At 70.9% G+C, this 26,573-nt stretch carries 27 protein-coding genes and 2 pseudogenes; 9 read left to right on the forward strand and 20 right to left on the reverse strand.

Annotated features, from left to right (window positions below; genetic code table 11):
- Nucleotides 1-38: 38 nt before the first annotated feature.
- The 5 genes and pseudogenes from L2X99_RS18350 to L2X99_RS18355 form a co-directional block, all read right to left on the reverse strand.
- Nucleotides 39-479: pseudogene (locus L2X99_RS18350) on the reverse strand (M20/M25/M40 family metallo-hydrolase); the annotation flags it as partial.
- A 126-nt stretch (nt 480-605) separates the two neighbouring features.
- Nucleotides 606-884 (reverse strand): metal-sensitive transcriptional regulator, encoded by a 279-nt coding sequence (locus L2X99_RS11210; RefSeq protein WP_268928501.1) that lies wholly within the window; start codon nt 882-884, stop codon nt 606-608.
- Nucleotides 881-2,551 (reverse strand): FAD-dependent oxidoreductase, encoded by a 1,671-nt coding sequence (locus tag L2X99_RS11215; protein WP_236126664.1) that lies wholly within the window; start codon nt 2,549-2,551, stop codon nt 881-883. Before L2X99_RS11215 ends, L2X99_RS11210 begins: the two co-directional genes overlap by 4 nt.
- Nucleotides 2,552-2,845: 294 nt before the next feature.
- A complete protein-coding gene (thrC, locus tag L2X99_RS11220; RefSeq protein ID WP_329607993.1) occupies nt 2,846-3,922 on the reverse strand; it encodes a threonine synthase in 1,077 nt (358 codons plus the stop codon).
- Nucleotides 3,865-4,260: a hypothetical protein gene (locus tag L2X99_RS18355; RefSeq protein ID WP_329607995.1), complete on the reverse strand. Its 396-nt coding sequence runs from the start codon at nt 4,258-4,260 to the stop codon at nt 3,865-3,867. Before L2X99_RS18355 ends, thrC begins: the two co-directional genes overlap by 58 nt.
- 156 nt (nt 4,261-4,416) lie before the next feature.
- On the opposite strand from L2X99_RS18355, the gene L2X99_RS11225 reads away from it, so the two are divergent.
- Nucleotides 4,417-5,550, forward strand: a complete 1,134-nt coding sequence (locus L2X99_RS11225; RefSeq protein WP_236135123.1) for an FUSC family protein — start codon at nt 4,417-4,419, stop codon at nt 5,548-5,550.
- On the opposite strand, the gene L2X99_RS11230 is transcribed toward L2X99_RS11225, so the two are convergent.
- Genes L2X99_RS11230 through folE form a run of 4 tightly spaced genes read right to left on the reverse strand, consistent with a single transcriptional unit; the run spans nt 5,535 to nt 8,956 of the window.
- The gene (locus L2X99_RS11230) at nt 5,535-6,257 is read right to left on the reverse strand and encodes a pyrimidine reductase family protein (RefSeq protein ID WP_442923436.1); all 723 of its coding nucleotides are present in this window, start codon (nt 6,255-6,257) and stop codon (nt 5,535-5,537) included. The genes L2X99_RS11225 and L2X99_RS11230 overlap by 16 nt on opposite strands.
- A gap of 1 nt (nt 6,258) precedes the next feature.
- Nucleotides 6,259-7,158, reverse strand: a complete 900-nt coding sequence (folP, locus tag L2X99_RS11235; protein WP_236135124.1) for a dihydropteroate synthase — start codon at nt 7,156-7,158, stop codon at nt 6,259-6,261.
- Entirely contained in the window at nt 7,155-8,276 is a 1,122-nt protein-coding gene (locus L2X99_RS11240; RefSeq protein ID WP_236126660.1) for an NAD(P)/FAD-dependent oxidoreductase, read from the reverse strand. The genes folP and L2X99_RS11240 overlap by 4 nt, the downstream gene beginning before the upstream one ends.
- Nucleotides 8,277-8,314: 38 nt before the next feature.
- Nucleotides 8,315-8,956, reverse strand: a complete 642-nt coding sequence (gene folE, locus L2X99_RS11245; RefSeq protein ID WP_236126659.1) for a GTP cyclohydrolase I FolE — start codon at nt 8,954-8,956, stop codon at nt 8,315-8,317.
- A gap of 152 nt (nt 8,957-9,108) precedes the next feature.
- Between folE and L2X99_RS11250 the strand changes: the two genes are divergently transcribed.
- Entirely contained in the window at nt 9,109-11,247 is a 2,139-nt protein-coding gene (locus L2X99_RS11250) for an MMPL family transporter (RefSeq protein ID WP_236126658.1), read from the forward strand.
- A 34-nt stretch (nt 11,248-11,281) separates the two neighbouring features.
- On the opposite strand, the gene L2X99_RS11255 is transcribed toward L2X99_RS11250, so the two are convergent.
- The 3 genes from L2X99_RS11255 to L2X99_RS11265 all read right to left on the reverse strand — a co-directional run bounded on the left by L2X99_RS11255 (nt 11,282) and on the right by L2X99_RS11265 (nt 15,004).
- On the reverse strand, nt 11,282-12,625 hold the full coding sequence (locus tag L2X99_RS11255; protein WP_236135125.1) for a hypothetical protein: 1,344 nt from the start codon (nt 12,623-12,625) through the stop codon (nt 11,282-11,284).
- A 566-nt stretch (nt 12,626-13,191) separates the two neighbouring features.
- Nucleotides 13,192-13,989 carry a TIGR03943 family putative permease subunit gene (locus tag L2X99_RS11260; protein ID WP_236126655.1) on the reverse strand — a complete coding sequence of 266 codons (798 nt, stop codon included), beginning with the start codon at nt 13,987-13,989 and terminating at the stop codon, nt 13,192-13,194.
- The gene (locus L2X99_RS11265; RefSeq protein WP_442923437.1) at nt 13,982-15,004 is read right to left on the reverse strand and encodes a permease; all 1,023 of its coding nucleotides are present in this window, start codon (nt 15,002-15,004) and stop codon (nt 13,982-13,984) included. Before L2X99_RS11265 ends, L2X99_RS11260 begins: the two co-directional genes overlap by 8 nt.
- Before the next feature lie 116 nt (nt 15,005-15,120).
- Here L2X99_RS11265 and L2X99_RS11270 point away from each other — a divergent pair, with 116 nt between their 5' ends.
- The 4 genes from L2X99_RS11270 to L2X99_RS11285 all read left to right on the forward strand — a co-directional run bounded on the left by L2X99_RS11270 (nt 15,121) and on the right by L2X99_RS11285 (nt 17,857).
- Nucleotides 15,121-15,579 carry a carboxymuconolactone decarboxylase family protein gene (locus tag L2X99_RS11270; RefSeq protein WP_236126654.1) on the forward strand — a complete coding sequence of 153 codons (459 nt, stop codon included), beginning with the start codon at nt 15,121-15,123 and terminating at the stop codon, nt 15,577-15,579.
- A gap of 22 nt (nt 15,580-15,601) precedes the next feature.
- Nucleotides 15,602-16,468: a sigma-70 family RNA polymerase sigma factor gene (locus tag L2X99_RS11275; RefSeq protein WP_236135126.1), complete on the forward strand. Its 867-nt coding sequence runs from the start codon at nt 15,602-15,604 to the stop codon at nt 16,466-16,468.
- Nucleotides 16,469-16,589: 121 nt separating this feature from the next.
- The gene (locus tag L2X99_RS11280; RefSeq protein ID WP_236126652.1) at nt 16,590-17,339 is read left to right on the forward strand and encodes an SDR family oxidoreductase; all 750 of its coding nucleotides are present in this window, start codon (nt 16,590-16,592) and stop codon (nt 17,337-17,339) included.
- Between the two features lie 338 nt (nt 17,340-17,677).
- Nucleotides 17,678-17,857, forward strand: a complete 180-nt coding sequence (locus L2X99_RS11285; protein WP_236126651.1) for a hypothetical protein — start codon at nt 17,678-17,680, stop codon at nt 17,855-17,857.
- 11 nt (nt 17,858-17,868) lie between these two features.
- Here the strand turns inward: L2X99_RS11285 and L2X99_RS11290 are convergent, their stop codons facing one another.
- The 5 genes and pseudogenes from L2X99_RS11290 to L2X99_RS11310 all read right to left on the reverse strand — a co-directional run bounded on the left by L2X99_RS11290 (nt 17,869) and on the right by L2X99_RS11310 (nt 21,073).
- Nucleotides 17,869-18,504 (reverse strand): TetR/AcrR family transcriptional regulator, encoded by a 636-nt coding sequence (locus L2X99_RS11290; RefSeq protein ID WP_236126650.1) that lies wholly within the window; start codon nt 18,502-18,504, stop codon nt 17,869-17,871.
- A 28-nt stretch (nt 18,505-18,532) separates the two neighbouring features.
- Nucleotides 18,533-19,606 carry a flavin-containing monooxygenase gene (locus tag L2X99_RS11295; RefSeq protein ID WP_236126649.1) on the reverse strand — a complete coding sequence of 358 codons (1,074 nt, stop codon included), beginning with the start codon at nt 19,604-19,606 and terminating at the stop codon, nt 18,533-18,535.
- 93 nt (nt 19,607-19,699) lie between these two features.
- A pseudogene (locus L2X99_RS11300) lies at nt 19,700-19,885 on the reverse strand (methylated-DNA--[protein]-cysteine S-methyltransferase); the annotation flags it as partial.
- The gene (locus L2X99_RS11305; RefSeq protein WP_236126648.1) at nt 19,855-20,184 is read right to left on the reverse strand and encodes a hypothetical protein; all 330 of its coding nucleotides are present in this window, start codon (nt 20,182-20,184) and stop codon (nt 19,855-19,857) included. The gene L2X99_RS11305 and the pseudogene L2X99_RS11300, both read right to left, overlap by 31 nt.
- A gap of 13 nt (nt 20,185-20,197) precedes the next feature.
- Nucleotides 20,198-21,073 carry a sigma-70 family RNA polymerase sigma factor gene (locus L2X99_RS11310; protein WP_236126647.1) on the reverse strand — a complete coding sequence of 292 codons (876 nt, stop codon included), beginning with the start codon at nt 21,071-21,073 and terminating at the stop codon, nt 20,198-20,200.
- Nucleotides 21,074-21,146: 73 nt separating this feature from the next.
- Between L2X99_RS11310 and L2X99_RS11315 the strand changes: the two genes are divergently transcribed.
- Together L2X99_RS11315 and L2X99_RS11320 are read left to right on the forward strand one after the other, a co-directional pair.
- Complete coding sequence (locus tag L2X99_RS11315; RefSeq protein WP_236135127.1) at nt 21,147-21,539, forward strand: DoxX family protein; 393 nt, start codon at nt 21,147-21,149, stop codon at nt 21,537-21,539.
- Nucleotides 21,540-21,574: 35 nt separating this feature from the next.
- Nucleotides 21,575-23,743 carry an LLM class flavin-dependent oxidoreductase gene (locus tag L2X99_RS11320; protein ID WP_329607997.1) on the forward strand — a complete coding sequence of 723 codons (2,169 nt, stop codon included), beginning with the start codon at nt 21,575-21,577 and terminating at the stop codon, nt 23,741-23,743.
- Nucleotides 23,744-23,959: 216 nt separating this feature from the next.
- Here L2X99_RS11320 and L2X99_RS11325 read toward each other — a convergent pair whose 3' ends face one another.
- The gene (locus tag L2X99_RS11325; RefSeq protein ID WP_236126644.1) at nt 23,960-24,637 is read right to left on the reverse strand and encodes a DUF998 domain-containing protein; all 678 of its coding nucleotides are present in this window, start codon (nt 24,635-24,637) and stop codon (nt 23,960-23,962) included.
- Nucleotides 24,634-25,314: a TetR/AcrR family transcriptional regulator gene (locus tag L2X99_RS11330; protein ID WP_236126643.1), complete on the reverse strand. Its 681-nt coding sequence runs from the start codon at nt 25,312-25,314 to the stop codon at nt 24,634-24,636. The genes L2X99_RS11325 and L2X99_RS11330 overlap by 4 nt, the downstream gene beginning before the upstream one ends.
- Before the next feature lie 163 nt (nt 25,315-25,477).
- Between L2X99_RS11330 and L2X99_RS11335 the strand changes: the two genes are divergently transcribed.
- Nucleotides 25,478-26,134: a hypothetical protein gene (locus tag L2X99_RS11335; RefSeq protein WP_236126642.1), complete on the forward strand. Its 657-nt coding sequence runs from the start codon at nt 25,478-25,480 to the stop codon at nt 26,132-26,134.
- Between the two features lie 57 nt (nt 26,135-26,191).
- On the opposite strand, the gene L2X99_RS11340 is transcribed toward L2X99_RS11335, so the two are convergent.
- Nucleotides 26,192-26,551, reverse strand: coding sequence for an MmcQ/YjbR family DNA-binding protein (locus L2X99_RS11340; protein WP_236126641.1), 360 nt, complete (start codon nt 26,549-26,551; stop codon nt 26,192-26,194).
- Nucleotides 26,552-26,573: the final 22 nt, after the last annotated feature.

The raw sequence follows: 26,573 nt of genomic DNA on the forward strand, positions 1-26,573 counted from the left end.
ATGGCCTCGGCCGCGTGCCCGTAGGTCTCCTCGTTGCCACCGAACGAGAGGTACACGTCACGTGCAGGCGTGAAACCGGCGGCGAGCAGGTTCTCCACGGCCTCGATCACGACGATCAGCGGCCCCTTGTCGTCCAGGGCGCCCCTGCCGTAGACCGACCCGTCGGCGATGCGCCCGTCGAAGGGCGGATAGGTCCAGGGGTCGGTCTCGTCTACGGGCACGACGTCGTAGTGCGCCATGAGCACGAGCGGCCCGTCGGATGCCTCGGCGCGGCCCTTCCATCGGAACAGCAGCCCGAACTCCGTGTGCCGTTCGAGAGCCAGGTGCTCGTGGGTCAGCGGATACAGCTCGGCGAGCAGGGCGACGAACGCCTCGAAGGGCTCGGCGCCGCGGCGGTCGAGCTCGGCCGACACCGTCGGCAGCTGGATCATGCGGGAGAGGCGTTCGGCGATGCCGGGGCGGGGTGGGACTTCGGACATCTGGCCATCGTACGTCTGCGGTCTACCCCGCCGGTCGTTGAGCGAGCGAAGCGAGACGAAACGCTCTCAGGTCAGCCGGGGCGTTTCGTCTCGCTCCTTCGTCGCTCGCTCAACGACCGGAGCCGCTCACGCCAGGGTGAGGAAGAGCTTCTCCAACTCGGCGAGGTCCGGGGCATCCGCGTCGGCGCCGTCGGCCTCCGCCACGCATCTGCGCAGCGCGGTGCTGATCACCGCGAAGCCGGCGCGGTCGATCGCCTTGCCGACCGCGGCGAGCTGGATGACGACGTCGCGGCAGTCCGCGCCCGACTCCATGGCGTCGATGACACCGGTCAGCTGGCCGCGGGCGCGCTTGAGCCGGTTCATGGCCGCCTTCACGTCGTCATCGGTGGGATCCATCGCCGTCATGCGAACTCCTTCGTCGTCATCCGTACTCCGGCGCTCCAGGTGAGGTAGCCGCCGTCGAGGTTGCGCACCCGGCGACCGCGCTGCGCGAGCAGTCGCGCGGCAGTGTGACCGCGCTGGCCGACCTGGCAGTGCACGATCAGGTCGCCCTCGGGCAGATCCGCCGTGCGCAGGTCATCGACCGGAATGTGCACGCTGCCGGGGATCGATCCGGCGTCGTTCTCGGCGGCGGATCGCACGTCGATCAGGGTCGCGCCGGATGCCAGCGCCTCGTAGAGCTCGTGCCACTGGATCGACGGGGTCAACCCGGTGGCGTTGTTGTCGGCGATGTAGCCGAGCATGTTCACCGCGTCCTTCGCCGAGCCGTACTGCGGTGCGTAGGCGAGTTCGAGGCGGCTCAGCCGTGACGCGGTCAGTCCCGCCTGCATGGCGGTCGCGATCACGTCGATCCGGCGGTCGGCGCCGTGTCGGCCGATCACCTGCGCGCCGAGGATGAGGTCGGTGCACGGGTCCACCAGCAGCTTCATCGTCAGCCGCTCCGCACCCGGGTAGTACCCGGCGTGGTCGGTCGGGTGCGCGTGGATGACGCGGTGCGGGCGTCCCTCATCGATCAGGCGGCGCTCGCTCCAGCCCACCATCGCCACGGCGAGGTCGAAGACGCCGATGATCGCGACGCCGAGGGACGGCTCGCTCTCGTCCGGCATCCGGTCGAACAGCCCTTCTTCGGCCGCGATCACGTCGGCGGCGATGCGACCGTGCCGGTTCGCCAGACCGGCCATCGTGACCAGCGTGGGCTGGCCCGAGACGGCGTCGAGCTTCTCGGCGGCGTCGCCGACCGCGAGGATGCGGGGGTCTGCGGTGCGCTGGTGCCCGTCGACGGGTATGCCCCCGGTGACGCCCGGCTCGAGTCCGGCGGTGCGCAGCAGAGATGCTGCCGGGCGCACTCCGCGGGCGTCGATGACGATGTCGGCGGCGATCGTGCCGCCGTCGTCGAGGTGCACGCCATCGGCATCGATCGAGTTCACGGAGGTGCGGGTGCGCAGGTCGACGCCGTGCGCGCGCAGCTCGTCGACGACGAGGGCGGCCATCTCGGGGTCGAGTGGACTGAGCGGGTGCGGGCCGTGCTGCACGAGGGTGACGTCGAGTCCGCGACGCACCAGGTTGTCGACGGCCTCGAGACCGATGAATCCGCCGCCGGCGACCACGGCTGAACCGGATGCGCCGGCGGGCAGCGCGTCGAGCTCTGCGGTGATGCGGTCGACGTCGTCGATCGTGCGCAACGTGGCGACCGCGGGACCTCCGGCAGCATCGAACACGTCGACGGGCGCCGCGCCCGTGGCGAGGATCAGGTGGTCGTAGGGCTCGTCCGAGACCATGCCGGTTCGCACCTCCCGCACGGCGACGGTGCGGGCGTCCCGGTCGATCGAGACGACCTCGTGTCCTGTGCGCACGTCGAGGTCGAAGCGCGCGCGCAGCGATTCGGGCGTCTGCAGCAGCAGCGATCGCCTGTCGGCGATCACGCCGCCGACGTAGTACGGCAGCCCGCAGTTCGCGAAGCTGACGTGGTCGCCCTGCTCGATGACGACGATCTCGGCACTCTCGTCGAGTCGCCGCAGTCGCGTGGCCGCAGACATCCCGCCCGCGACGCCGCCCGCGATGATCACCCGCATGTCAGGCCCTTCCGAGCAGCTTGCCGAAGAATCCGGTCGGCGCCCGCTCATCGTCGTGCCCTGGGCACCACTGCGCCGCCGGCACCGTCTTCTTCACGCTGTCGACGTGCTGGCCGCAGCCTGCCCACGTCGTCTTCCCGCACGTCTTGCACGTCACCGCTCTGCACATACCCCGAGGGTATCAGGCATACCCCTGGGGGTATGCCTGGAGCCCGCCGGTTGTTGAGCGAGCGACGAAGGAGCGAGACGAAACGGTCTCAGACCGGCCGAGGCGTTTCGTCTCGCTTCGCTCGCTCACCGACCGGGGGCTCGCAGCGCGTTGGCCTCGATGAACGCGCGCAATGCCTGCTCGTCGTCGGGAAGCTCGGTGACGTGCTGCGGCGCCGCGAGCATCTCGCGCAGTTCGGGCGAGTAGTCCAGCTCGACGCCGATCGCCTCGGCGATCGTCTCGGCGAACTTCTGGGGCTTGGCGGTCTCGAGCACCAGCATCGGCACACCGTCCTCGACGTGCTCGCGAGCGATCCGAACACCGTCGGCGGTGTGCGGGTCGATGATCTCGCCGGTCGCCTCGTGCACCGCCTTGATGGTGGCGAGCCGGTCGGCGTGCGTCGAAGTGCCGCTCACGATGCCGAACTCGCTCTCGAAGCGCGGCTGCTCGGCCGACAGGTCGAAGAAGCCCTGGCGGTCGAGGTCCGCCCACAGCTCCTTCACGCGCGCGGCGTCGCGTCCGACGACGGCGTAGATGAACCGCTCCAGGTTCGACGCCTTCGAGATGTCCATCGACGGGCTCGACGTGGCGAGCGTGTCGGCGGCCGACCGCGGACGGTAGATCCCGGTGCGGAAGAACTCGTCGAGCACGTTGTTCTCGTTCGCGGCGAGCACCAGCCGGCGCACCGGCAGGCCCATCCGCTTCGCCCAGAAGCCCGAGAGGATGTTGCCGAAGTTGCCCGAGGGCACCGTGAACGAGACCTCGGTCGGGCCCATCGCGTCGGTGGCCCGCAGCCACGCCCAGAAGTAGTAGACGATCTGCGCGGTGATGCGCGCGAGGTTGATCGAGTTGACCGCGCCGAGGCTCAGGCTGCGCTTGAACGGCACGTCGCCGGCGAGCGCCTTCACCAGGTTCTGGCAGTCGTCGAACACGCCCTCGATGGCGATGTTGTGCACGTTCTCGTCGGCGAGCGAGTACATCTGCGCGCGCTGGAAGGCGCTCATCCGCCCCTGCGGCGAGAGCATGAACACCGCGACGCGCTCCTTGCCGCGCAGCGCGTGCTCGGCGGCCGATCCGGTGTCGCCCGAGGTCGCACCCACGACGTTCAGCACGCCGTCGTTGCGCTCCAGCACGTACTCCATGACCTGGCCGAGGAACTGCATCGCCATGTCCTTGAACGCCAGAGTCGGCCCCTCACTGAGGCCGACGAGCGTGAGGCCGCCGTCGATCGGGCGCAGTGGCACGATGTCCGCCGGGAAGCCGGCGTAGGCGTCGCGGTCATGCGCGCCAGGTCCTCGCGCGGGATGTCGGTGGCGAACAGCCCGAGCACCTCGGCCGCGAGCTCCGGGTAGGAAAGACGACGCCAGGATGCCAGGGTGCCGGCATCCACGTGCGGCAGTGCCTGCGGGACCGCGAGCCCGCCATCGGTGGCGAGACCCTCGAGCAGCGTCTCGGAGTACGGCAGCGGCTCCATGCCGCCGCGGGTGGAGATGAACTGCACGGGGACTCCTCGGGGTCGCGAACCCCTATTGTCTCAGGATCCCGGGCGCGCCGAGGCCGCGTGACACGACCACGACGCGCCCCGTGGCGCGAGACGGCTCGCCCGCGTGTCAACCCCGTGCCCTCGGCACGTCGTCCCGCCTATCGTGATGCGACGATGCACAGCAGCGAGCAGGCCGGCGGAGCCCGGGGACGGTGGTCGCGGATCGCGACCGGCATCGGGGGTGCCGTGCACCAGGCCGTGCGTCCCGCCCGCCTCCTGATCGCGGTGAAGACCGCGCTCGCGGTCGCGGCCGCCTGGCTCATCGCCCCGCTGATGCCCGGCATCACCGACGACTACCCGTACTACGCACCCCTCGGCGCGCTGATCAGCATGTACCCGACGCTGATGACCTCGCTGCGTTCGAGCCTGCAGACGCTTCTGGGCCTGGGCGTCGGCGTCGGCATCGCCGCACTCGTCGTCCTCACCGCCGGTCCCAGCGTGTGGACCCTCGCCGCCGCCACCGCGCTCGGCGTGCTCGTCTCCGGCACAGGATGGTTCGGCGCCGGCAAGGAGTACATCCCCGTGGCGGCGCTGTTCGTGCTCATCGTCGGCGGCGCCGACGCCGAGGACTATTCACTGGGGTACGTCCTGCAGACCGTGGTCGGCGTCGCCGTGGGACTGATCGTGAATGTGCTCATCCCTCCCGCGCCACTCGTCGCCGAGGCACGCGCGCGCATCGACGAGTTCTCGCGCACCCTCTCGTCGCACCTGCACGCGATCGGTGACGCGGTCGCCGTGTCCTGGCCGCCGGAGGACCGCACCTGGGTCCGTGACGCGACCGCGCTGGCGGCGACCGCACGCGCACTGCGGGAGGCACTGTCCGACGCCGATGAGAGCCGGCGGGGCAATCCGCGCGCCCGGGGGCATCACGCCGACACCCAGGGTGAGCACGACCGGCTGGAGACGCTGGACGATGTGGCGCATCAGATCCGGGACATCTCCGGATGCCTCGGCGACACGATCTGGTCCCGCCCCGGAGCCCTGCCCCTCGAGCCCGACCTCGTCTCGCCGCTGGCGAGTGCGTGTCACGCCGTGGCCGAGGTGCTGGTCGCCGACGACGATGAGAGCGACGAGCGCCGGGCGGACGCGCAGGCGCAGGTCGACCGTCTGCTCCGCGTCGTGCACGACAGCAGTCTCGGCACGCGCACCGTGACAGGACCGGGAGTGCTGACGGCCATGCACCTGAATCGGATCCTCATCCTGCTGTCTCCGGCGACGGCAGACGGCAGCGCTCAGTCCCGCACGTAGTGCAGGAGCAGTTCGTCGCCGGAGCGCAGCACGGAGGCCAGGCGCATGTCCGTCGGGACGGACGGAGATCCGGCCACGATGCGGCCGGAGGCGCCGCCCTCCAGGGTCGGTGCGAGCGTCAGGTGCAGCGCATCCACCGCACCTGCGGCGAGGAACGAGCCGAAGACGTGCGGGCCGCCTTCGCCGTGCACGCCTCGGAGCCCGCGGTCTGCGAGCTCGGCCCGCACCCGAAGCGGATCGACGTCGCCCGCTCCGCACACGATCACGTCGGCGACATCCGCAAACTCCCCGGCCCGCGCTTCCGCGACCGTGCACACGATCGGCCGCACCGGAGCCTCCGTGAAGATCGGCGACGCGGGATCGAGCCGCAGGCTGCGTGAGATCAGCACGAAGACCGGATGCGGCGGCATCCCGCGCTCCCGGCGCCATGCGACGGACGCGTCATCGAGGCGCATCGCACCGTATCCCTCGATGCGCGCGGTGCCCGCGCCGAGCAGGATCGCGTCGGCCGGACGGCGCAGCAGGCCGAACAGCCGGCGATCCGCGGCATCCCCGAGCGCGCCGGAGCGACCGTCGCGGGTGGCCGCGCCGTCGATCGAGGCGATGAAGTTCATCCGCAGCCAGTCGCGGCCCTCAGGCATCGCGGTCAGCGCGAGCAGCGCGTCGTCGTCGAGTCCGGATGCCGGGTTCGGCCAGAGCAGGTCCACGTCAGACATTGTGCGTCGGATGCGTGTTGTGCTCCAGCCGCACCGGCGGACGCCAGCCCAGGATCGCCTCGGTCATCCGCACCGCGTCGACGGTCTGCGCCACGTCATGCATCCGCACGATCCGTGCTCCGCCGAGGATGCAGGCGGTCATCGCCGCGAGCGATCCCGCCTGCCGCTCGCCCTGCGGCCGGTCGATCGACTCGCCGATGAAGTCCTTGTTCGACACGGCGACCAGCAGCGGCAGTCCGATGTCGGCGATCTCCGGCAGCCGACGGGTGATCTCGAGCGAGTGCAGCGTGTTCTTGTCGAGATCGTGGCCGGGGTCGATGATGATCCGCTCGGGAGGCACGCCGGCCGATGCCGCCCGCGCGATCCGCTCGAGCAGGAAGGCGCGCACCTCGGCCACCACATCGCCGAAGTGCGCGGCCGGCTTCTCGGCGCGCGGCGGCCCGACGCTGTGCGTGATCACGACGTGCGCATCGCTGCCGGCGACGACGCCGGCCATGCGCGGGTCGCCCAGTCCACTGGTGTCATTGATGACCGCGGCGCCCGCGTCGATCGCGGCTTCGGCGACGGTGGCGGAGTTCGTGTCGACGGAGATCACCACGCCGGCATCCGAGTCGGCGATCGCCCGGACGACCGGCACCACTCGGTCGATCTCCTCCCGCACCGAGACCGCGGGACCGCGTCCGAACGGCACGCCGCCGACATCGACCCAGTCCGCGCCCAGCCCGGCGGCGCGGAGTGCGCTCGCGACGGCGCGATCCAGAGCGAAGTTCGCCCCGCTGTCCGAGAACGAGTCGGGCGTGCGGTTCACGACCGCCATCACCGCGACCTGACGATCGAAGTCGAAGGTGCGCCCGCCGATGCGGCGGATCCCGGTCTGAACCGCCGCCGTCATCGCGCCGTCCCCACGCTGTCGCGCACCGCGTCCGAGGCGTCCCAGTCGTTCGCCTGCATGGCGGCGACCACCGTTCCGTCCGAGACCCAGTACGCCCGGAACGCTCCACCGTTCGCGGCATCCGTGTCGCCGTCGACCTCGACGCGGTCGTAGCCCTCGGGACCGACGCTGCCGAAGTACTCCATGCCGAGGTCGTACTGGTCGGTGAAGAAGTACGGCAGGTGCGTGTACTGCTCGCCAGCGCCGAGCAGGTTGTGCGCGGCGACCTTGCCCTGCTCGATCGCGGTGTCCCAGTGCTCGACGCGGATGCGTCGACCCAGCACCGGATGATCGTGGTTCGCGACGTCGCCGATCGCGTAGATGTCCGGATCCGAGGTGCGCAACGTCGCGTCGACGAGGATGCCGTTGTCGGTGGCGAGCCCCGCGGCCTCAGCCAGCTCGGTGTCGGGCGCGGCACCGACCCCCACGACGAGCACGTCCGCGGCGGACATCTCGTCCTCCGTGACGGAGGTGCTCAGCCGCAGATCGACGCCGTGCGCCCGGTGCAGGTCGGCGAACACCGTCGCGACCTCGGGCCCCAGCACCCGCACCAGCGGCAGGTCCGCGACCTCGTACACGGTGACATCGGCACCGGCGATCCGTGCAGCGGCGGCGACCTCGAGTCCGATCCAGCCGGCGCCGACGATCACGACCTTCGCACTCGGGACCAGGCGCTCCTTCAGCCCGGCGCTGTCCTCCATGGTGCGCAGGTACACCGGCGAGGCGACGCGATCGGCGACGTCGAAGCGCCGCGGCTGCGCACCGGTGGCGATGAGCAGCCTGTCGTAGTGCACGACCTCGTCGCCCGCCGTGACCGTGTGCGCGACAGGGTCGATCGCGGTCACGCGGGTGCCGGTGCGCAGCTGCACGTCGTGCTCGCCGTACCAGGCCTCGTCGTGCACGAGTGCGGCGTCGACGCCCTTCTTGCCCAGCAGCACGTCCTTCGACAGCGGCGGGCGCTCGTAGGGCGGATGCTTCTCCGCAGCGAACACCACGAGCTCACCGTCGTACCCCTTCTCGCGCAGCTCCGTGACGGCGGTGCCGGCGGCGAGCCCGCCGCCGATGATCACGATGGTCATGAGATTCCCTTCTTCAGATCCGGATGCGGGTGGATGCGTCAGCGGCCGGTGACGAGGGAGAGGAACTCCGCGCGGGAGCTCGCATCGTCGCGCAGCACGCCGCGCAGCGCGGAGGTCGTGGTCACAGCGGACCCGGCGCGCGCCCCGCGCAGGCTCATGCAGCTGTGCGCCGCCTCGATCACCACTCCGACGCCGCGCGGCTGCAGGTGCAGCGCGAGCGCATCGGCGACCTGCACGGTCAGCCGCTCCTGGATCTGCGGACGTCGGGAGAAGTGGTCGACCATCCGCGGGATCTTCGACAGCCCGACCACGCGATCAGCCGGCAGGTACGCGACATGGGCGACGCCACTGAACGGCAGCAGATGATGCTCGCAGACCGACTGCAACGGAATGTCGCGCACGAGCACCATCTCGTCGTAACCGTCGGTGTTCGCGAAGGTGGTGAAGTCGAACGGCTGCGGACTGAGCAGCTCGGCGTAGGCGGCGGCGAAGCGTGACGGTGTCCGCGCCAGGTCCGGGGCATCAGGGTCGTCCGGCTCGATGCCGAGCGCCCGCAGCAGCGCGTGCGCCGCGGCCTCGGCCGCGTCCAGATCGATCGCGCGCGGGACGGCGCGGATCCGCACGCGGTCTTCGGCCGGAACGGCCTCGCCCTCTTCGGTGTACGCCAGCGACAACGTCATGACCGTCCTCCTCGGCTCTCATTCCATTGAAGACCCGCGACCTCTCTAAAGTCAATGGTTCTGTTTTTTAGAGTCGTCTCCATCTTTCGATCGAGCTCGGTCTCCATCGGAAGCGCGATCCGCCCGCGACCGCGCTCGGGTGGGCTGGACTGGTGACGAGATTCCTCCGTTCCCTTCCCCACGTCCTCACCTCGCGCCGCGGCGCGTGGATCTCCCTCCTCACCGGAGTGCTGGTGCTGGTCGCCCTGATGGGCGCGTTCGGCCGCGTGTCGCTGGACGCCCGCAGCGGCATCGCGCCGCCGGACTCCGAATCAGCTCAGGTGAGCACGCTCGAGCAGCGCTTCCCGGATGCCGAAGAGCAGGCTCTCCTGGTGATCGCGAGCCGCGACGACGGCGGCGATCTGACCGCGGCCGACCTGCAGGCGCTCACCGCTCTCGCCGATCCGATCTCGACGCAGACCGGGGACGAGGTGCGCGGTCCGATCCCCAGCGACGACGGCGCGGCGGCCGCACTGCAGGCGACGGTGTCGGCCGGCGACGACGACGCGGCCGAGACGGCCACCCACGACCTGCGCGACGTCGTCGCGGAGCATCCGATCGACGGAGTGTCCATGCAGGTGACCGGAGGTCCGGCCTTCGGCGCGGATGTTGCCGCCGCGTTCGACGGCGCCGACTTCACCCTGCTGCTCGTGACCATCCTCATCGTGGCGCTGCTGCTGATCATCACGTACCGATCACCGGTGCTGTGGCTGGTGCCGCTCGCCGTCGTCGCCTTCGCCGATCAACTGGCGAGCAAGGTCACGGCGGCGATCGGCAACGCCCTGGAGCTGCAGTTCGACACCGGCATCGTCAGCGTGCTGGTGTTCGGAGCCGGCACCAACTACGCCCTGCTGCTCGTCTCGCGCTACCGCGAGGAGCTGCGGCGCGTCGACGACCACCGTGCCGCTCTGGCGACCGCCTACCGGGCGACGGCACCGGCCATCCTCGCGTCGAACGCGACCGTCGTCCTCTCGCTGCTCACGCTCGTGCTCGCAGTGATCCCCGGCACCCGCGGACTCGGGGTCGCCTCGGCCGTCGGGCTGCTGATCGCCCTGGCCGCGGTGCTGCTCGTGCTGCCGCCGGCTCTGGCGGTGTGCGGCCGGAAGCTGTTCTGGCCGTTCGTGCCTCGACCGGCAGAGGCGATCGGGCGCGACGGGGTGCCGCGACAGGATCGCGTCGCCCGCGAGGGACGCGCCTGGCGCGCCGTCGCCCGCAACGTCGTGCGGCGGCCCTGGCTGCCGCTGATCGGCGGGACCGCACTGCTCGCGGTGATGGCCAGCGGGCTCCTGGGAACCTCGGTCGGACTCAGCCAGGTGGAGAAGTTCCGCGTGCCGTCCGAGTCAGCGGCGGGCCTCCAGGTGCTCGGCGAGCACTTCCCGCCCGGGCTCGCGCAGCCGATGATCGTGGTCGCCGACAGCGCAGCATCCGACGACGTGAGCGCAGCGATCGAGGACGTGGACGGCGTCGTGCGCGTCGCCCCTGCCGGTGAGAGCACGGACGGCGACCTCGTGAAGCTCGTCGTCACCGGCGACGCCGCACCCGGCACCGCGCAGAGCAGAGCGCTGATCGAGGACGTCCGCGCCGCCGCGCACGGCGTACCCGGCGCCGACGCCCTCGTCGGCGGGCAGGGTGCGGCGGAGCTGGATGCGCGCGCGGGCAACCTGCGCGACTTCCTGGTGATCGCCCCGCTCGTGCTGCTGGTGGCCCTGGTCGTGCTCGTGCTGCTGCTGCGGGCGCTCGTCGCGCCGATCGTGCTGCTGGTGGTGAACGCGTTCACAGCCGTCGCGGCGATCGGCGCCGGCGCCTGGCTGAGCAGGGTGCTGTTCGACTGGGACGCCCTCGACCTGCAGGTGCCGCTGCTCGCGTTCCTGTTCCTGGTCGCGCTCGGCGTGGACTACACGATCTTCCTCGTGCATCGTGCGCGTTCCGAGGCCCGCCGGGTGGGTACCCGCGAAGGCATGGTGAACGCGCTGGCCTCGACAGGCGGGGTGATCACCAGCGCCGGCGTCGTGCTCGCCGGGGTGTTCGCCGCACTGGGGATGCTCCCCCTGGTCACGCTGGGCCAGATCGGCCTGATCGTGGGGATCGGCGTGCTCGTGGACACCCTGGTGGTGCGCACGCTCGTGGTCCCCGCGCTGTTCTCGGTCCTCGAGGACCGGATGTGGTGGCCGGGGCGGGCGCCCCGACCGCAGTCCGCTCCCCTCGCCTCGGAAGAGGACGCCAACACGGACGCACCGGTGCCGGTCGTCTGACCGCAGTCGGGCGCCCCGGCCCGTGGCCCTGTCGTCAGGGCTGCGGACCGGCGTGGCACCACGACGCGTCGAATCCCGACAGTGTGGCCAGCTCCTCGCCTGTCCGCAGGTCGAGAAGGTTCGTGTGCACCTTCTTCGGCAGCGGCATGAGCAGCTCGTCGTAGGGGTTGTCCGTGAGATCGGGGGTCACCGTGACCGCCGCGTACTGGCCGCTCGGCGAGGCGCACACCTGCAGGATGGCGTCGTCTCCGTCCACCTGGAAGATCTTCTCGGCGGCGCCGTCCGGAGTCACCGTGATCACCGACTGCCCGGTGGGCATGCCGGTCTCGTCGCGCTGGACGACGTGCTGCAGCGCGCCGCCGGGGTAGGGCACGACGGCGGTGGGCGGACCGTAGTCGGGCTTCGTCACCGGCATCGGCTGCTCCGAGCCGTCGGTGAGGTTGAGCTCGACGATCTCGCTCGTCGGCCGCTCGACGACGGCGGTGAACGTGCCGCGCGCGACGCCGAGGATCTGCGCGGCGGTACCCATCGGCTTGACGCCCGCGTCGCCGGCCGGATCCTCCACGGCGAGTGCCCCGTCGAAGTCGATGAACAGCAGCGACGAGGTGTCGGGCACGAACTGCCAGTCCGCGATGCTGACGTCCTTGCCGGCGACCTGCACGATCCGCGGACCGCTCGTTCCGCTCAGTGACTGCGTGACCAGCACGCTCTCCCGCCCCGAGGTCTCGCTGAGGTCGGCGTCGGAGTAGCTGTAGCCCACGAGATCGCCGCGATCGGAGACCTGCAGGGTCGAGACGTAGCCGTCCCCGGGGAGCTTCAGCTCGCGCTGGCCGGATCCGTCCCTGTTCATGACGACCAGTCTCGATCCGCCCTTCTCCTCGACGGCGACCACGAGCCGCGACGACGTCGCACGGAAGTCGACGATGCGCGGTGCGCGGAACACCGCGACGCCCTTCTCACCGGTGAGGTCGGTGCGGAAGATCTTGTCGTCGCCGTCGCTGCGCTGCAGCAGGAAGATATGGGCCGCGGGCGTGGTGAACGCGGTCTCGAGGTCGGACGACGGCCCGCCGCCCGTGCCCTCGGCGTCGCGGACCCGCACCGTGTACTCCGTGGCATCGTCGAGGGGCACCGTGAAGCGGATGCCGATGCTGCGACCGGCCGCGTCGATGGTGAACGGCACGGCGGGATCGACCGTCACCTGCGACTCGTCGATCTCGGCGAGCGGCTCGTTCGCGGTGAGGATCACCCGGCTGCCGGAGGTCTCGGTCGCCTGCTGAGGGTCGGCCTGCACCGCCACGACCCGCGGTCCGTGCAGCAGGCTCACCGCCGAGAGGATGCCGCCGACCACGAGCAGGACGCCGACCACCGCGGCGAGCACGGTCCCGAAGCGCCGGGAGCGCGTCGCCGCTTTGCGCTTCCCGCGGCCCTGTGCGCTTCGCGCGGACGCATCCGCCGCCCTCGTCCGCGCGAAGCGCACATCCCGCGCGAGGATTCGGGGTGGACAGCGCGAGATCGGGGACGGATGCCGGGGACGCGCCGCGCACGGCGTCGGCACGCGCCGGCCTGTTCTCGGCACGCGCCGACGCTGCGGGCGTCACCGCCTCGCTCGGCCCAGCGGCGTCCCGCGCCGCCTCGTCTTCGGCACGCGCCGGCACCACCGCCGCCGTGCGCTTCCCGCGGACCTGTGCGCTTCGCGCGGACGCATCCGCCGCCCTCGTCCGCGCGAAGCGCACATCCCCGCGCGGGGGTTCGGGGTCGGATGCCGGGGACGCGCCGCGCACGGCGTCGGGACGCGCCGGCCTGTTCTCGGCACGCGTCCGCGCTGCGGGCGTCACCGCCTCGCTCGATTCGGCGGCGTCCCGTGCAGCGGCCTCCCGCGCAGCGGCCTCGCGGGCGGCGCGGAGCTGCGCGCGGGTCAGCGGCTGGTCGCCCGACCCGGGTCCGTCAGTACTCATACGGATCCTTCGGTTCCTTGATCCGCTTGACGTCGGTCGGCTCGATGCGCAGCGCGCCGTCGGCGTCGGCCTTCACCGTGCCGGTGACCTCGATCCAGTCCCCCGTCTCATACGAGCCCGCGGCTTCGTCGACGGGCACGGATGCCGGGCGCGCGTCAATGACGCAGTGCGTGATCACCATGCGGGTGAGGCCCAGGGAGCCCTTCTCGCCGGCCGAAGGCGTCACGAATCCGGTCAGCGTGACCGTCGCACCGTCGTAGTCCTCCGGTCGGGTGGCGTTCGCGAACGCATTCGCCCAGTCGCCGACGCCGAACGTGGTGGTGTCCGCGACGCCGAGGTCCACATCGTCTGCGCCGGCGAACAGCACGGTGCTCTCACCCGCGCGCTGCATCGCGATCTCGGCCGACAGCGACGCCGGCGGCAGGACCAGCGCCGCCAGCACGACGGCGGATGCCAGGATGCCGGCGGTCCAGGCACCCACGCGCGACAGTGTGCGGCGGCCGGCCGATCCGGCATCCGCGTGATCGTGACCATGGTCGTGACCGTGGTCGCTCTCGGCGCCAAGCGGCAGCACGCACGTCCACACCGCGCCGATCAGCATGAGGACCGCCGCCGCGGACGCGAACCACACCGTGTCCGGGCTGATGTACAGGGTCAGCCGCCCGCTGACGGCGAGCCCGAGCGTGACCACGGCGATGGCGGCGGCCAGGCCGACGCCCAGCCAGCGCGCGGCCAGGGCGCGGCGCCGTTCGGGCAGGTGCGCATCAGGCAGGTGCGGTTCAGACAAAGACGTTCACCGCCATCCCGATCGCGAAGGCTGACAGCAGCACCACGGCCACGATGACGCCGAGCACCCGCCAGCGGAACGTCGTGCGCAGCAGCGCGAGCATCTTCACGTCGACCAGCGGTCCGACCAGCAGGAACGCGACGAGCGCGCCCGGCGAGAACGTCGAGGCGAAGGACAGCGCGAAGAACGCGTCGACGTTCGAGCAGATCGCGACCGTCATCGCGAGCGCCATCATCGCCACGATCGACAGTGCCGGGTTGGAGCCGACGGCGATGAGCACCTCACGCGGGATGAGCACCTGCACCGCGCCGGCGATCGCCGAGCCGATGACGAGCGCCGGCATGACCGCGCGCAGCTCGACGACGAACTGCGCGAGGCTGCGGCGCACCGGGCTGCCCGGCTCGTGGTCGATGAGTTCGCAGGTCGCGATGAACCTGTCGGTCAGCAGGCCGTCCTGGTCGGGGTGCAGGCTGTAGATCCAGCCGATGAGGTTGGCGATGAGGAAGCCGCCGACCAGGCGTGCGACGAGGATCCCGGCATCCCAGCCGAACGCCGCGTGCGTGGTGAGGATGACGATCGGGTTCACGATCGGCGCCGCGATCAGGAAGGTCAGCGCCTCGGCCGGCGCCAGGCCGCGCATCATCAGGCCGCGCGCGAACGGCACGTTGCCGCATTCGCACACCGGAACCACCATGCCCAGCAGCGACAGCACGCCACGGCGGGCCCAGGGGTTGCGTGGCAGCCAGCGCTGCACGGCGTCGGACGGCAGCCACACCTGCACGACGATCGACAGCACGACGCCGACGAAGACCCACGGCAGCGCCTCGATCAGCACGCTGAGGGTGAGCGTCAGGCCGTCCTGCATGCGCGTGGGCAGGGCGTCGGCGAACAGCGCCGGCGCGAAGCGGTCGATGAGCAGCAGGGTGACGAGCATGCCGGCGCCGACGGCGATGCCGATCCAGGGCGCGCGGCGCCGGGTGTCGTGCTTGTGCGCGAGGGCGACACTTCCGGGCATGAGAATCATTCTCCCGGGCGCGAACCCTGGAAACCCTGAATCCTCTGTCACACTCGCCCACCGGCATCCGACACCCTCAGTGAGCGCCGCATCGAGCGGCCTCGGAGGGAACGACGATGACCAGGATCGACATGTCCAAGACCAACCGGCTCGGCTACGCGGCCGTGCTCGGCATGGAGGCGTACGCGCGCAAGGCCGTCGAGCCGCGCCTGTACGAGCTGATCAAGCTGCGCGCCTCACTGCTGAACGGATGCGGGTACTGCGTCGACATGCACGCGACCGACGGCGCGAAGCGCGGCATCCCGCAGCGCACGCTGCACGCGGTCGGCGCCTGGCAGCACGCCCGCGGGTTCTTCTCGGAGGCCGAGCTCGCAGCGTTGGCACTGACCGATGCGATCACGAAGCTGGGTCCCGACACCGTCACCGACGAGATCTGGGATGCCGCGGCCGCGCACTTCGACGAGGACGAGCTGGGCGGACTCGTCATGGCCATCAGCACGATCAACGTCTGGAACCGCATCGCGATCGCGACCGAGATGGCCCCGCCGATCGACGACAAGCACCCGATCGCCTGAAGGCGCCTATACGTTGGGGGTCATGACACTCGCCGCCACTCCCGCGACCCGCGCCTGGGAGGCGGAGCGGGGACGGCTGATCGGCATCGCCTACCGGATGCTGGGCGATTTCGGCCATGCCGAGGACGTCGTCTCCGAGGTCGCGATCGAGGCGCTGAACGCGGAGCGCGCCGGAGACGACCGGGTGCGCTCCTGGCCCGCCTGGCTGACCACGGTGTGCGTGCGTCGCACGATCGACCGGGTGCGCTCGCTGGCCGCGGCACGCGAGGAGTACACCGGGCACTGGCTGCCCGAACCCGTCGCGACCTCGCGGCTGCCGGAGGACGCCGTGGCCGACCGCGAGCTGCTCTCGATCGCGCTGCTGCACCTGGCCGAGCAGCTGCCACCGGACGCCCGGGCCGCAGTCGTGCTGCACCGCGCCTTCGGGATGACGGCCGTCGAGATCGGCGAGATCCTGGAACGGTCACCGGCCGCGGTGCGGCAGCTGACCTCCCGTGCCGAGCGCCGGCTGCAGATCTCGGACGATGCGGCGGGCGCCCCGCCCGCGGATCCCGTCGCGCTCGCGTCACTGATGACGGCCATCGAAGGCGGCGACATCGACGCCGTGCTCGACCTGCTCGCGGACGACGCCATCCTGTGGAGCGATGGCGGCGGGCGCGTGCGCGCCGCGCTCAACCCGATCTTCGGCGGTGAGAAGGTGCGCCGTTTCTTCATCGGCGTCCTCGAGAAGGCGACCGCAGACCCGTCGCAGCCGCTCGGTGCGGTGCTGCTCGACGTCAACGGCGAACCGGCGATCGCGCTCACCCACTCCGGTCGCACCGACGTGCTGATGCTGGAGTTCGACGCCGACGGCCGGATCCGGCGGCATCCGTCAGGTCTGCAATCCTGACAAGCTGCACTTCGTGCTCTGACGGCCACCCCGCGCGTAGCGCCGGAGGCCTGTCACATTCCGGTGCTCCGGCACGACATCCTGGTGAGGCACGGAGAAGGCCGAGATGAGGAGGTGCGCGATGCGGATCGCGATCGCAGGAGGCACGGGAACGGTCGGACGCCACATCGTGGCGGCAGCGCGGGAACGGGGACACGAGGCGGTCGTGCTTGCTCGGTCGACCGGTGCCGACGTGATCACGGGCGCCGGAGTGGACGATGCCCTCGCCGGAGCGGATGCCGTCATCGACGCGAGCAATGCCACCACGCTCTCCGCCACGAAGGCCAGGGCGTTCTTCGAGACTGCGACCCGCACCCTGCTGGCGGCGGAGCGGCGCACCGGGGTCGGCCATCATGTGGCGCTGTCGATCGTCGGTATCGACGCCATCGACGCGGCGTACTACGCCGGCAAGCTCGCCCAGGAGCGTGCCGTCGCCGCCGGGCCCGTGCCGTACACGATCGCCCGCGCCGCACAGTTCCACGAGTTCGCCGGACAGCTCCTCTCCGCGATGGGAGGACCTTTCGCTCTGATGCCGAAGACGCTGATGCGCCCGGTCGCCGCTCGCGAGGTGGGCGAGCATCTGGTCGCGGTCGCCGAGGCTCAGCCCGCCGGCCGGGCGACCGACCTCGTCGGGCCCCACGACGAGGTGCTCGCCGACCTCGCCCGTCGGCAACTCGCTCACGACGGAGTTCGCCGCCGAGTCCTCGAGGTGCGCCTGCCCGGACGATACGGTGCCGGACTGGCATCGGGGTCGCTTCGCGGCACGGGAACGCGGCTCGAGGGGCGCATCACGTTCGACGAGTGGCTGGAGAGCGAAGACCACCCGCATTGATCAGGATCGGAGAAGCGGATGTCGCGACGTTCCCGTAGCGTGCTTCTCAGTTGATCGGAGGATGCCATGACCGGGAAGACGACGAACGACGGGCTGTCCGCGCAGGAGCGCGCGGCGGTCAAGCAGCGCGCGCAGGAGCTGAAGCTCCAGGCCAAGCGCGAGAAGGAGGCCGACAAGGCCGCCGCCGACAAGGCCGACCTGCTCGCGAAGATCGCGGAGATGCCGGACGCGACCGGCAGGCAGCACAGCGCCTGCACGAGATCGTCACCACGACGGCTCCGAGCCTCGCACCGCGGCTGTACTACGGTCAGCCGGGCTGGGCGAAGAATGGCAAGGTCGTGGTGTTCTTCCGCAGCGGGCAGATGGACAAGGACCGCTACTCCACGCTGGGGTTCAGCTCGCAGGCCGAGCTCGACGACGAGACCGGGCTCTGGCCGACGGCGTTCGCCCTGCAGGATCCGACCGAGCGGGCCTGGCAGCAGGTGACCGACCTGGTGCGGAGGGCGGCCGGCCTCTGACCGGTTCGGGTTCAGCGCAGCAGCATCCGCCGCCAGGCATCCGCGAGGTGCGCCCGGAACCGATCCGGCGCCCAGCCGCGCTCCTCGACCAGCAGGATCCAGTACTCCGGCGAGTTCATGCTCCAGATGACGTCGGCGATCGCCTCGTCATCGAGGTCGTCGCGCAGTTCGCCTGTGGCACGCAGGTCGGCGGCGAAGTCGCGCATGTTCCGGGCGCGCCGTTCGGAGATCCCCTGCCACAGCTCCCGGCTGGGGACATCGACACGGGAGGCGTCGCGCAAGGCGGCGAAGACCGGCGCGAGTCTGCTCAGGATGCGGGTGATCGCGGCCGCGTAGATGTCGATCTTCTCGCCGGCGGTGCCTGCCGCGACGATCCTCTGCACGTAGTCGCGCTGTGGTGCCGGGATCGCCTGCGGGGTCCCGGAGATGGCGGACTCGACGACGGCGCGCACGACATCGCCCTTGCGGCCGATGGACCGGTAGATCGTGTCGACGTTGACCCCGGCCTGCGCGGCGATGCGCTGCACGGTGGCCCCGGGGAACCCCTCCGCGATCAGCAGTTCGCGGGCCGCCTCGACGATCGCGGCCCTGGTGCGCTCGGCCTGCTCGGCACGCACCGGGGAGTGATAGGCGCGGGTCTGGGACATCCCGATCAGTCTGCCTGACGCCGGCGGTTCATGCGGCGAGGAGCCGGGAGGAGGTCTGGATCACCGCGGCGAGGTGCTCGGCATCTCGCCCGGATCCGCCGATCAGCGTGGAGGTGAGGCCGAACTGGAACGGCAGGCCCATGAAGGCGAGGCCGGCGATGTCGGTGGAGACGCCGCGGTCATGCGCCGGCATTCCGTGCTCGTCCAGCGGCAGACCGTCGATCCAGTCCAGGTCGGGACGGTACCCCGTCGCCCACAGCACGGCGTCCGTTTCGACGACGGTGCCGTCCGCAAGCCTCGGCAGTCCGTCGACGACATCGACGAATCGGGGCGCGAGGCGCGCGCCGGCGCGCGCGAGGTCGCGCGGGCTGATGCCCACCAGAGGCGCCCCCGCGGTCACCGCGCGCACCGCCGCCCTCCTGCCGATCGGCGTGGCATGCGTGAGCACACGGTGCATGAAGGTGAACCAGGCCGGGCCCGCGACGGCCAGCAGCGGCGCGGGGATTCGCGCAGTCGGCCTCCCCGCGACGACGACTCGCCTTCCGGCACGCGCGAGCTCGATGCCGAGCTGCACGCCCGAGGTCCCGCAGCCGACGACCAGCACCCGTTCACCGGGCAGGTCCTCGGGACGGCGGTACTCGGAGGTGTGCCGCTGCACGATCCGCGCATCGAGCGCGGCGGCGCGGGCCGGCACACGCGGCCGGGTCTGTCCGCCGGTGGCCACGACCACGCGGCGTGCGCGCCAGCCCTGCGCGTCGTCGCGGCTGGTGACGACGAAGCCGTGATCGTCCGCGACGATCCTGGTCGCGCGCTGCCGTGGATGCACGGGGGCACTGATCCACTCGGCGTAGTCGTCCAGGTAGTCGCCGAACGCGCGCCCCGTCGGGCGGTGCCGTGCCGAGGCCGGGAACGGCCTCCCGGGCAGGCCGTCGAAGCGGGCCGGCGTGAAGAGCCGCAGCGAGTCCCAGCGCTCTCGCCAGACGTCGCCCGGGGCCGCTCTCTCACTCAGCACCTCGTGCGAGACACCGCGCCGGGTGAGCTCACGGCTGAGCGCGAGCCCGCATTGCCCGGCACCGATCAGCAGCACATCCGTCTCTGACATGGCGTCCTCCGATACCACAATTGGCTCGAAGCTCTTTCGGGTCAATCTTGACGATACCCCGATCCTGCCGCGTGTCAAGGAGATGAGGACGATTCAGAACAGCGAGCGCGGCAGCACGCCCTCGTGCTCGAGCAGCCAGCGCTTGGTGACCAGCCCCTCGCCCGGCGCGCCGCCGGAGTAGCCGCCCAGCCCGTCGCCCGCGACCACACGGTGGCACGGAACGATCAGCGGGATCGGGTTCGCGCCCATCATCGAACCGATGGCGCGGGCGGGCACCTCGGTTCCGCTGCGCGCGGCGAGCTCGCCGTAGGTGACGGACTCGCCATGCCCGACCGTCTCGAAGGGGTCTCGAGCACCGCACGCGTGACCGGCGTCTGCCTGCCGAGGTCGAAGGGAATGTCGAAGGCCGTCCGCTCACCCGCGAAGTAGGCGGCGAGCTGCTCGAGCGCGGCGCTCAGCACCGGATCGCCGCCGACGGCGGAGATCTCGGTGGTCCAGGTGACGCGCGTGATCGCCGTGCCGTCGCTCTCGACGCCGATCACGCCGACCGGGCTCTCGAGCAGGCCGAACGATGTCATGGGTCCTCCCCGATCATGCTCCCGCAGTCCGCGCCGGCAGGTCCATCGTCGCCAGGCGCACCGGGTCGATGATCGAGACGATGTCGACGAACCGGCCGTCGGCCACCGTACAGAGCATCAGCGATACCGGCCTGCCACTCGGGCCCCAGACCAGGATGCCCGGTTCGCCGTTCACGCTCACGCGGCGCGCCTCGAGGCGATCCGGGTCGCCTCGGCGCACGGCAGCGAGCACCTCGTTGGCTCCGATCCGCACGGTATGCCCTCTCGGCGTGTGCCGATGCCAGGTGACATCCGGATCGAGCAGCGCCAGCAGCGCGTCGAAGTCACCGCCGCGGGCAGCGGCCAGGAAGGCATCCACGACCGCACGACGCTGGCGCAGCTCGCCGTTGGGACGAGGCGTTCCCTGCACCTTGCGGCGGGCGCGACTGGCGAGCATCTTCGACGCATCCGTCGTCGTCCCCACGATCGTCGCCACCTCGGCGAACGGCACCGCGAACATGTCGTGCAGCACGAACGCGAGGCGCTCCTCCGGGCGCAGCGATTCGAGCACCACGAGCAGCGCCAGGCCGAGCGAGTCGGCCAGTTCGGCAGCGTCCTCCGGCCCTTCGACGTCCTCGGTCACGACCGGCTCGGCGAGCGACCAGTCATCGAGCGTCGTCTCGCCGCGCGAGGTGCGCCGGCGCAGCATGTCGATGCAGATCCTGCCGACGACCCGGGTCAGCCAGCCGCCGAGGTTCTCGATCTCGTCCCGGTCGTGACCGGCCAGGCGCAGCCAGGTCTCCTGCACCGCATCCTCGGCGTCGGCCCTCGAGCCGAGTACTCTCGCCGCCACCGCGAGCAGCCTCGAGCGATGCTCCTCGAAGTCCGCGGCGAGCTCGTCCTCATCCATCTCGGTTACCTCCTGTCGGTCTCATCCGTCATCACTGTGACGAGCCCCGCGGGGCCGACGCAACGAGAAAGGCATGCACATGAACATCGCACTGTGGATCATCACCGGAGCGCTGGCCGTCTCCTACGGCGCCGGCGGAGCCAGTCAGATCCTGCTCACCAAGGAACGCTACCGCGCCCTCGCGCCCAGCCAGCACTGGGTCGACGACTTCAGCGCCGGCAAGATCAAGGCCATCGGCACGATCAAGCTGGTCGCGGTCGCGGGGCTCATTCTGCCTCCGCTGGTCGGCATCCTGCCGGTGCTCTCCCCGATCGCCGCCTGCGGTCTCGCGCTGCTGATGTCGGGAGCGGCCACCACCCGGTTCCGCCGCAGCGAGTGGGCCTACATGGCGGGAGACGCCGGCTTCATGCTGGCCTTCATCTTCGTGGCCTGGGGCCGGTTCATCCTCGCGCCCTACGGCAGCTGATCGGGGCTGCGCCGTGCGCGTGAAATGCCCCCGGCATGCCGGCGGTTGCAGAATGGGACTGCTCAGAGGAGGACAGCGACATGGACTACGGCCACGAGCTCCGGTTCGGCACCTTCATCACCCCGGTGAACAGCGATCCGCAGCAGCCCGTGCGGCTGGCGCAGGCCAGCGAGGAGCTGGGCTACGACGTGGTGACCTTCCAGGACCACCCGTACCAGCCGGCGTTCCTCGACACGTGGACGCTGATGTCGTTCGTCGCCGCTGCGACGTCACGCATCCACATCGCTCCCAACGTGCTGAACCTGCCGCTGCGGCCTGCGCCGGTGACGGCGCGTGCCGCCGCATCCCTCGATCTGCTCTCGGGCGGCCGTTTCGACCTGGGGCTCGGAGCCGGCGGCTTCTGGGATGCGATCGAGGCGATGGGCGGGCGCCGGCTCACGCCGGGCCAGGCCGTCGAGCAGCTCGACGAGGCCATCGACGTGATCCGCGGGATCTGGGACGCCGGCAGTCGCGAGCATTTCCGCGGCGGTGAGCACTACCCGGTGGACGGCGCCAAGCGCGGGCCGGCGCCGGCGCACGACATCCCGATCTGGCTGGGCGCCCTGAAACCGCGGATGCTGCGCCTGCTGGGCCGCAAGGCCGACGGCTGGCTGCCCTCGCTCGGCTATCTGAAGCCCGGTGACCTGCAGGCCGGCAACGCCCGCATCGACGACGCGGCAGCCGACGCCGGCCGCGACCCGGGTGAGATCCGCCGGATGCTGAACGTCGGCGGGGACCTGCCGACCGAGAAGCTGATCGAGCTCGCGCTCGAGGACGGCGTGAGCACGTTCATCCTGGTCGGCGACGACGTCACGGTCATGCAGCGCAATGCCGAGGAGGTCATCCCCGTGGTGCGCGAGGCGGTCGCCGCCGAGCGAACCCGACGCGGCACGGCCCCGGCATCCGGGCGCAGCACGGCGGCGCTCGCCCTGCGCAGTCCGCGCATCAGCTATGACGACATCCCCGCGTCGCTGCGCGACCACGCGGTCGAGCCGGGCGATTTCGAGTACCGCACCGTGAAGTCGACGTATCTGCGGGCCGGGACGCCGGGCGTCGTGCTGCGCCCCCGCGACGCGGATGAGGTCGCCGACGCGATCGGCTTCGCGCGCGACCACCGCGACGTGCCCCTGGGCATTCGCAGCGGTGGTCACGGAATCAGCGGCCGCAGCACCAACGACGGCGGCATCGTGATCGACCTCAAGGCGCTGAACGACATCGAGGTCTTCGATGAGGATGCCCGTCGCGTGCGCGTCGGCGCCGGTGCGCGCTGGACGGATGTCGCGCAGGTGCTCGCACCGCACGGCTGGGCGCTGTCCAGCGGCGACTACGGCGGGGTCGGCGTGGGCGGGCTGGCCACCGCCGGCGGCATCGGCTTCCTCTCCCGTGAGTACGGTCTGACCATCGATCATCTCCTCGCGGCGGACGTCGTGCTCGCCGACGGGTCCATCGTGCGGGCGTCCGCCGACGAGCATCCGGATCTGTTCTGGGCATTACGCGGCGCCGGCGCGAACATGGGCGTCGCAACCTCGTTCGAGTTCGAGGCCGACGCGGTCGGCGAGGTGGGCTGGGCGCAGCTCGCCTTCGACGCATCCGACATCGCCGGGTTCCTGACCGGCTTCGGCCGGGCGCAGGAGAACGCCCCGCGCGACACCACGCTCTTCCTGATCCTGCACAGCCAGGGCGCGCAGGTGATCGGCCGGATGTACGGGGTCGTCGACTCCGATGTGCCCGAGACGATCGTCGAACGCCTGCAGCCGTTCGCCGACGTCGCTCCGCTGGTGGGACAGCAGGTGCAGATCGCGCCGTACGCGTACATCATGGCGAACGCGTCGGATGCCGCGCACGACGGTCAGGGCGAACCGCTGTTCCGCTCGGGCTCGTCGCGCACCTCGACGATGCCGTGGCCGAGGCGGCGGCCGCACTGGTGCGGGCGCCGGGCACGCACTGGTTCCAGATCCGGTCGGTGGGCGGCGCGGTGGCGGACGTCCCCGCCGAAGCAACGGCCTACGCGCACCGCTCCGCGAACTTCGCGATCACGGCATCCGGTGCGGGCGCCGGATTCGACGCGGCCTGGAACGACCTCGCTGCGCACTTCGACGGGCTGTACATCAGCTTCGAGTCGCGCACGGATGCCGCACTGCTGGAGCAGGCGTACCCTCCGGTGACGCTCGAGCGGCTGCGCGAGGTCAAGCGTCGCTACGACCCGGAAGGCCTGCTGCGCGACAACTTCAGCGTGCGGGGCTGACTTCAGCGCTGCGCTCGGCACCGGCTTCCGCGCGAGATCCGGATGCCTGCACGAGACTCCCGTTGTGCGCATGGGGCTCGTGCAGAACTCGGTGGTTCACCGGGATCTCACGGTCCGCGGCCTCGAGCACGTCGCCTCAGCGCCGGGCGAGAAGCGGATGCGGCACGGCTCGGTAGGCGACGATCGACATCAGAGCGAGCCACGCCCACCCCGTCAGCACGGCGACCCAGAGCAGACCGACACCGAACGGCGAGCGCGCCAGCGCACCGCCCGCCACGAATGCGACCACGATCACCGCGCCGGCGATGCGCGACCACAGCGCCCGCACCGCGGATGTCCTCCTCGACAGCCAGGGAGCGGCCAGGAACGCCGCGCTCGCGAGGGCGAGGAACCCGATCCCGCCGAAGACCAGATGCAGCATCCCCGACACCGTGAAAGAGCCGCCGCCTCCGGCATCCGGCGGGAAGTCCGCCGTCGCATCCGGCGGGAATGCGGCGCTCAGCAGCAGGCAGGCGCCGTAGACCCCGACGAGCACGGCTGCCGTACGCGGCCAGCCGGGCGTCCGCAGCATGCCGATCGCCGCCACGATCGTCATCACGCCGGAGAGCACCAGGTTGAGGGCCTGCAGCCAACCGAGATCGCCGAGCAGCAGCATGCTGAGCGCGTCGCGGTTCAGTGCGAAGCCGGGACGGGTGAGCGCCAGGATCAGCCCGAAGATCAGGTAGAACGGGCCGGCGACCACGCCCCATCCGAGCATCGAGCGGGTGACGGCGGCAGCACTGTCGAATCCGCCCGGCCGCTGTTCATCGGTCATGAGGTTCTCCTCTCGTGGTTCTGTCGGCCTCCTGCGGCCGCGTAGGCCGCAAGGAAGGTCGACGCGGCGGCCGAGGCGATCTTCTTCCGCTCCGGCGCCGACGGCGTCCAGCCGGGATGGAACATCGCTCGGTCCTGGGCCGGCCCCAGCGCGAGATAGGCGAGCTGCGTCGCGGCGACGGATGCGTCGTCGACCGAGATCAGCCCCGAATCGTGCCATGCCTGCACGGCCGCTGCGAGCAGTCCGAGCCCGCGTTTCGGCCCCCATGCGTAGTACTCGTGCGCGAGGTCGGTGAACCGATCGGCCTCGGCCACGAGAAGGCGCCGCAGCGCGAGCACGTGCGGCCGCATGACGGCGTCCAGATACCGACGGGCGAGGATCTCCACCATGTCGCGCAGCTGCGCGATCGTCTCGGGCGCGGGCGCGAGCACAGCGGACAGGTCGTCGATGATGTCGTTCGAGTTCCCCGTCACCCCACGGGCGAGGGCGCGGAACAGCGTCTCCTTGTCGGAGAACTGCTTGTACACGGTCTGCTTCGACACCTGTGCGCCGGCCGCGATCTGGTCCATGCTCGTCTTCGCGTATCCCTGCTTCAGGAACAGCGCGAGCGCGGCGTCGGTGATCTGTCCGCGCTTGGTCGCCGTGCGTCCGCTGTCCGCGTTCTCCGTCTTCACCATCTCGCCTCCTGACGAACAGAGTACTGGACGGTCCAGTACCGGGCAACGGCATGTCTCATGCGCGGCCGTGCAGAGCTACGCTTCTGGGCAGGCCCTCTATGCCCAGGAGGACGCCCGGGCGCTCCGCCCCGATCTCCCGACCGTGAACGAGGACACCCATCGCATGACCACGGATGCCACTCCCTCCCGCAAGCAGGACGCCGCGCGCCGCGCGAGCCGAGCGCGCGTGGTCACGCTCGCCCGCATCCTGCTGCCGACCTGGGACGGATCGCTCGCTGAACTCACCACCGAGCTGCGCACCGAGGCGGGACTCTCGGACGGCGCCTTCCGCACGCTCTTCCCCACCGACAGCGCCCTGCTGCACGCCGTCGACCTCGAGCTGATCGAGGAGTGCGCACAGCGCGTGCGGTCGGCCGCCGAGTCCTTCGATGCCCGTGAGCACGACGGTGAGGACCTCGTGCTCGCCCTGTCGATCGCCCTCGCCGAGGCGCGCCCGCTGGACTGGAGCTCCCTCACCATCCGCCTGCGCGAACGCCAGCTCGCCGCCTCCACCGGGGCGCGCAGTGAAGACGTCATCGAGTCGGAGCGCGCGTTCCTGCCCGCCCTGCTGGACGCCTTCGAGCTGCTCTTCTCGCAGATCGGCCGGGAGTTCGAATGGCAGCCCGCGCTCGGCGTGCGCGTGGTCATCCTGACCTATGAGCGCTCCTTCGAGTCGTGGATCATGTCGGGCGGCGACGAGAAGTCGTTCGCCGGTTCGCCGTTCGTGCGACAGACCCTGCCGGCACTGCTGCTCGGAGTGAGCAGGCCGGCCGGACGCTGACCGACGACGAACGCACGCCGCACTTCGGACGCACGACAAGGGCCCACCGCACGACGATCAGCGCGGTCCGCCCGGATGGGCCAGGTCGTAGGCGCGGGACAGCTTCTGCGGAACGACCATGCGCCAGGCGTCCACGACGAACTCCCTGGCCTCGGCGGGCTCCAGCGCCGCGAGCTCGGAGCGCACCCAGTGGAAGCGCATGTCCGACGGCGACGGCATCGAGAACTTGTCCGGCTGACCACCGACGAGCCCGTCCCGCATCTCCTTCGGGAAACCGAACTCCATGATGCGCTCATCCGGCGAGAACGCGACGTACACCAGCTGCCCGACCCGGAACTTCACCCGACCGCGGACGATCACCTCGTACGAGCGCTCCAGCGTCGAGCCCAGAGCACGCACATCCGCGATCGTCGCCATGGTCGACCTCCTCGCATCAGGA

Origin of the sequence: Microbacterium sp. KUDC0406 (assembly GCF_021582875.1) — a bacterium.
In the GTDB taxonomy this organism is placed as follows: Bacteria; Actinomycetota; Actinomycetes; order Actinomycetales; family Microbacteriaceae; genus Microbacterium.

Bases quoted from the DNA above. Each gene is read 5' to 3' on its own strand.
- L2X99_RS11310 (WP_236126647.1), bottom strand. From the start codon at position 21,073: ATGGATGAGGACGAGCTCGCCGCGGACTTCGAGGAGCATCGCTCGAGG.
- L2X99_RS11330 (WP_236126643.1), bottom strand. From the start codon at position 25,314: ATGGTGAAGACGGAGAACGCGGACAGCGGACGCACGGCGACCAAGCGC.
- L2X99_RS11305 (WP_236126648.1), bottom strand. From the start codon at position 20,184: ATGACATCGTTCGGCCTGCTCGAGAGCCCGGTCGGCGTGATCGGCGTC.
- L2X99_RS11240 (WP_236126660.1), bottom strand. From the start codon at position 8,276: ATGACCATCGTGATCATCGGCGGCGGGCTCGCCGCCGGCACCGCCGTC.
- L2X99_RS11280 (WP_236126652.1), top strand. From the start codon at position 16,590: ATGCGGATCGCGATCGCAGGAGGCACGGGAACGGTCGGACGCCACATC.
- L2X99_RS11225 (WP_236135123.1), top strand. From the start codon at position 4,417: ATGCACAGCAGCGAGCAGGCCGGCGGAGCCCGGGGACGGTGGTCGCGG.
- L2X99_RS11340 (WP_236126641.1), bottom strand. From the start codon at position 26,551: ATGGCGACGATCGCGGATGTGCGTGCTCTGGGCTCGACGCTGGAGCGC.
- L2X99_RS11335 (WP_236126642.1), top strand. From the start codon at position 25,478: ATGACCACGGATGCCACTCCCTCCCGCAAGCAGGACGCCGCGCGCCGC.
- L2X99_RS11270 (WP_236126654.1), top strand. From the start codon at position 15,121: ATGACCAGGATCGACATGTCCAAGACCAACCGGCTCGGCTACGCGGCC.
- thrC (WP_329607993.1), bottom strand. From the start codon at position 3,922: ATGCAGTTCCTCGGCCAGGTCATGGAGTACGTGCTGGAGCGCAACGAC.
- folE (WP_236126659.1), bottom strand. From the start codon at position 8,956: ATGACGTTGTCGCTGGCGTACACCGAAGAGGGCGAGGCCGTTCCGGCC.
- L2X99_RS11295 (WP_236126649.1), bottom strand. From the start codon at position 19,606: ATGTCAGAGACGGATGTGCTGCTGATCGGTGCCGGGCAATGCGGGCTC.
- L2X99_RS11290 (WP_236126650.1), bottom strand. From the start codon at position 18,504: ATGTCCCAGACCCGCGCCTATCACTCCCCGGTGCGTGCCGAGCAGGCC.
- L2X99_RS11265 (WP_442923437.1), bottom strand. From the start codon at position 15,004: ATGCCCGGAAGTGTCGCCCTCGCGCACAAGCACGACACCCGGCGCCGC.
- L2X99_RS11215 (WP_236126664.1), bottom strand. From the start codon at position 2,551: ATGCGGGTGATCATCGCGGGCGGCGTCGCGGGCGGGATGTCTGCGGCC.
- L2X99_RS11315 (WP_236135127.1), top strand. From the start codon at position 21,147: ATGCACATGAACATCGCACTGTGGATCATCACCGGAGCGCTGGCCGTC.
- folP (WP_236135124.1), bottom strand. From the start codon at position 7,158: ATGACGGCGGCGGTTCAGACCGGGATCCGCCGCATCGGCGGGCGCACC.
- L2X99_RS11275 (WP_236135126.1), top strand. From the start codon at position 15,602: ATGACACTCGCCGCCACTCCCGCGACCCGCGCCTGGGAGGCGGAGCGG.
- L2X99_RS11210 (WP_268928501.1), bottom strand. From the start codon at position 884: ATGACGGCGATGGATCCCACCGATGACGACGTGAAGGCGGCCATGAAC.
- L2X99_RS11325 (WP_236126644.1), bottom strand. From the start codon at position 24,637: ATGACCGATGAACAGCGGCCGGGCGGATTCGACAGTGCTGCCGCCGTC.
- L2X99_RS11320 (WP_329607997.1), top strand. From the start codon at position 21,575: ATGCCGGCGGTTGCAGAATGGGACTGCTCAGAGGAGGACAGCGACATG.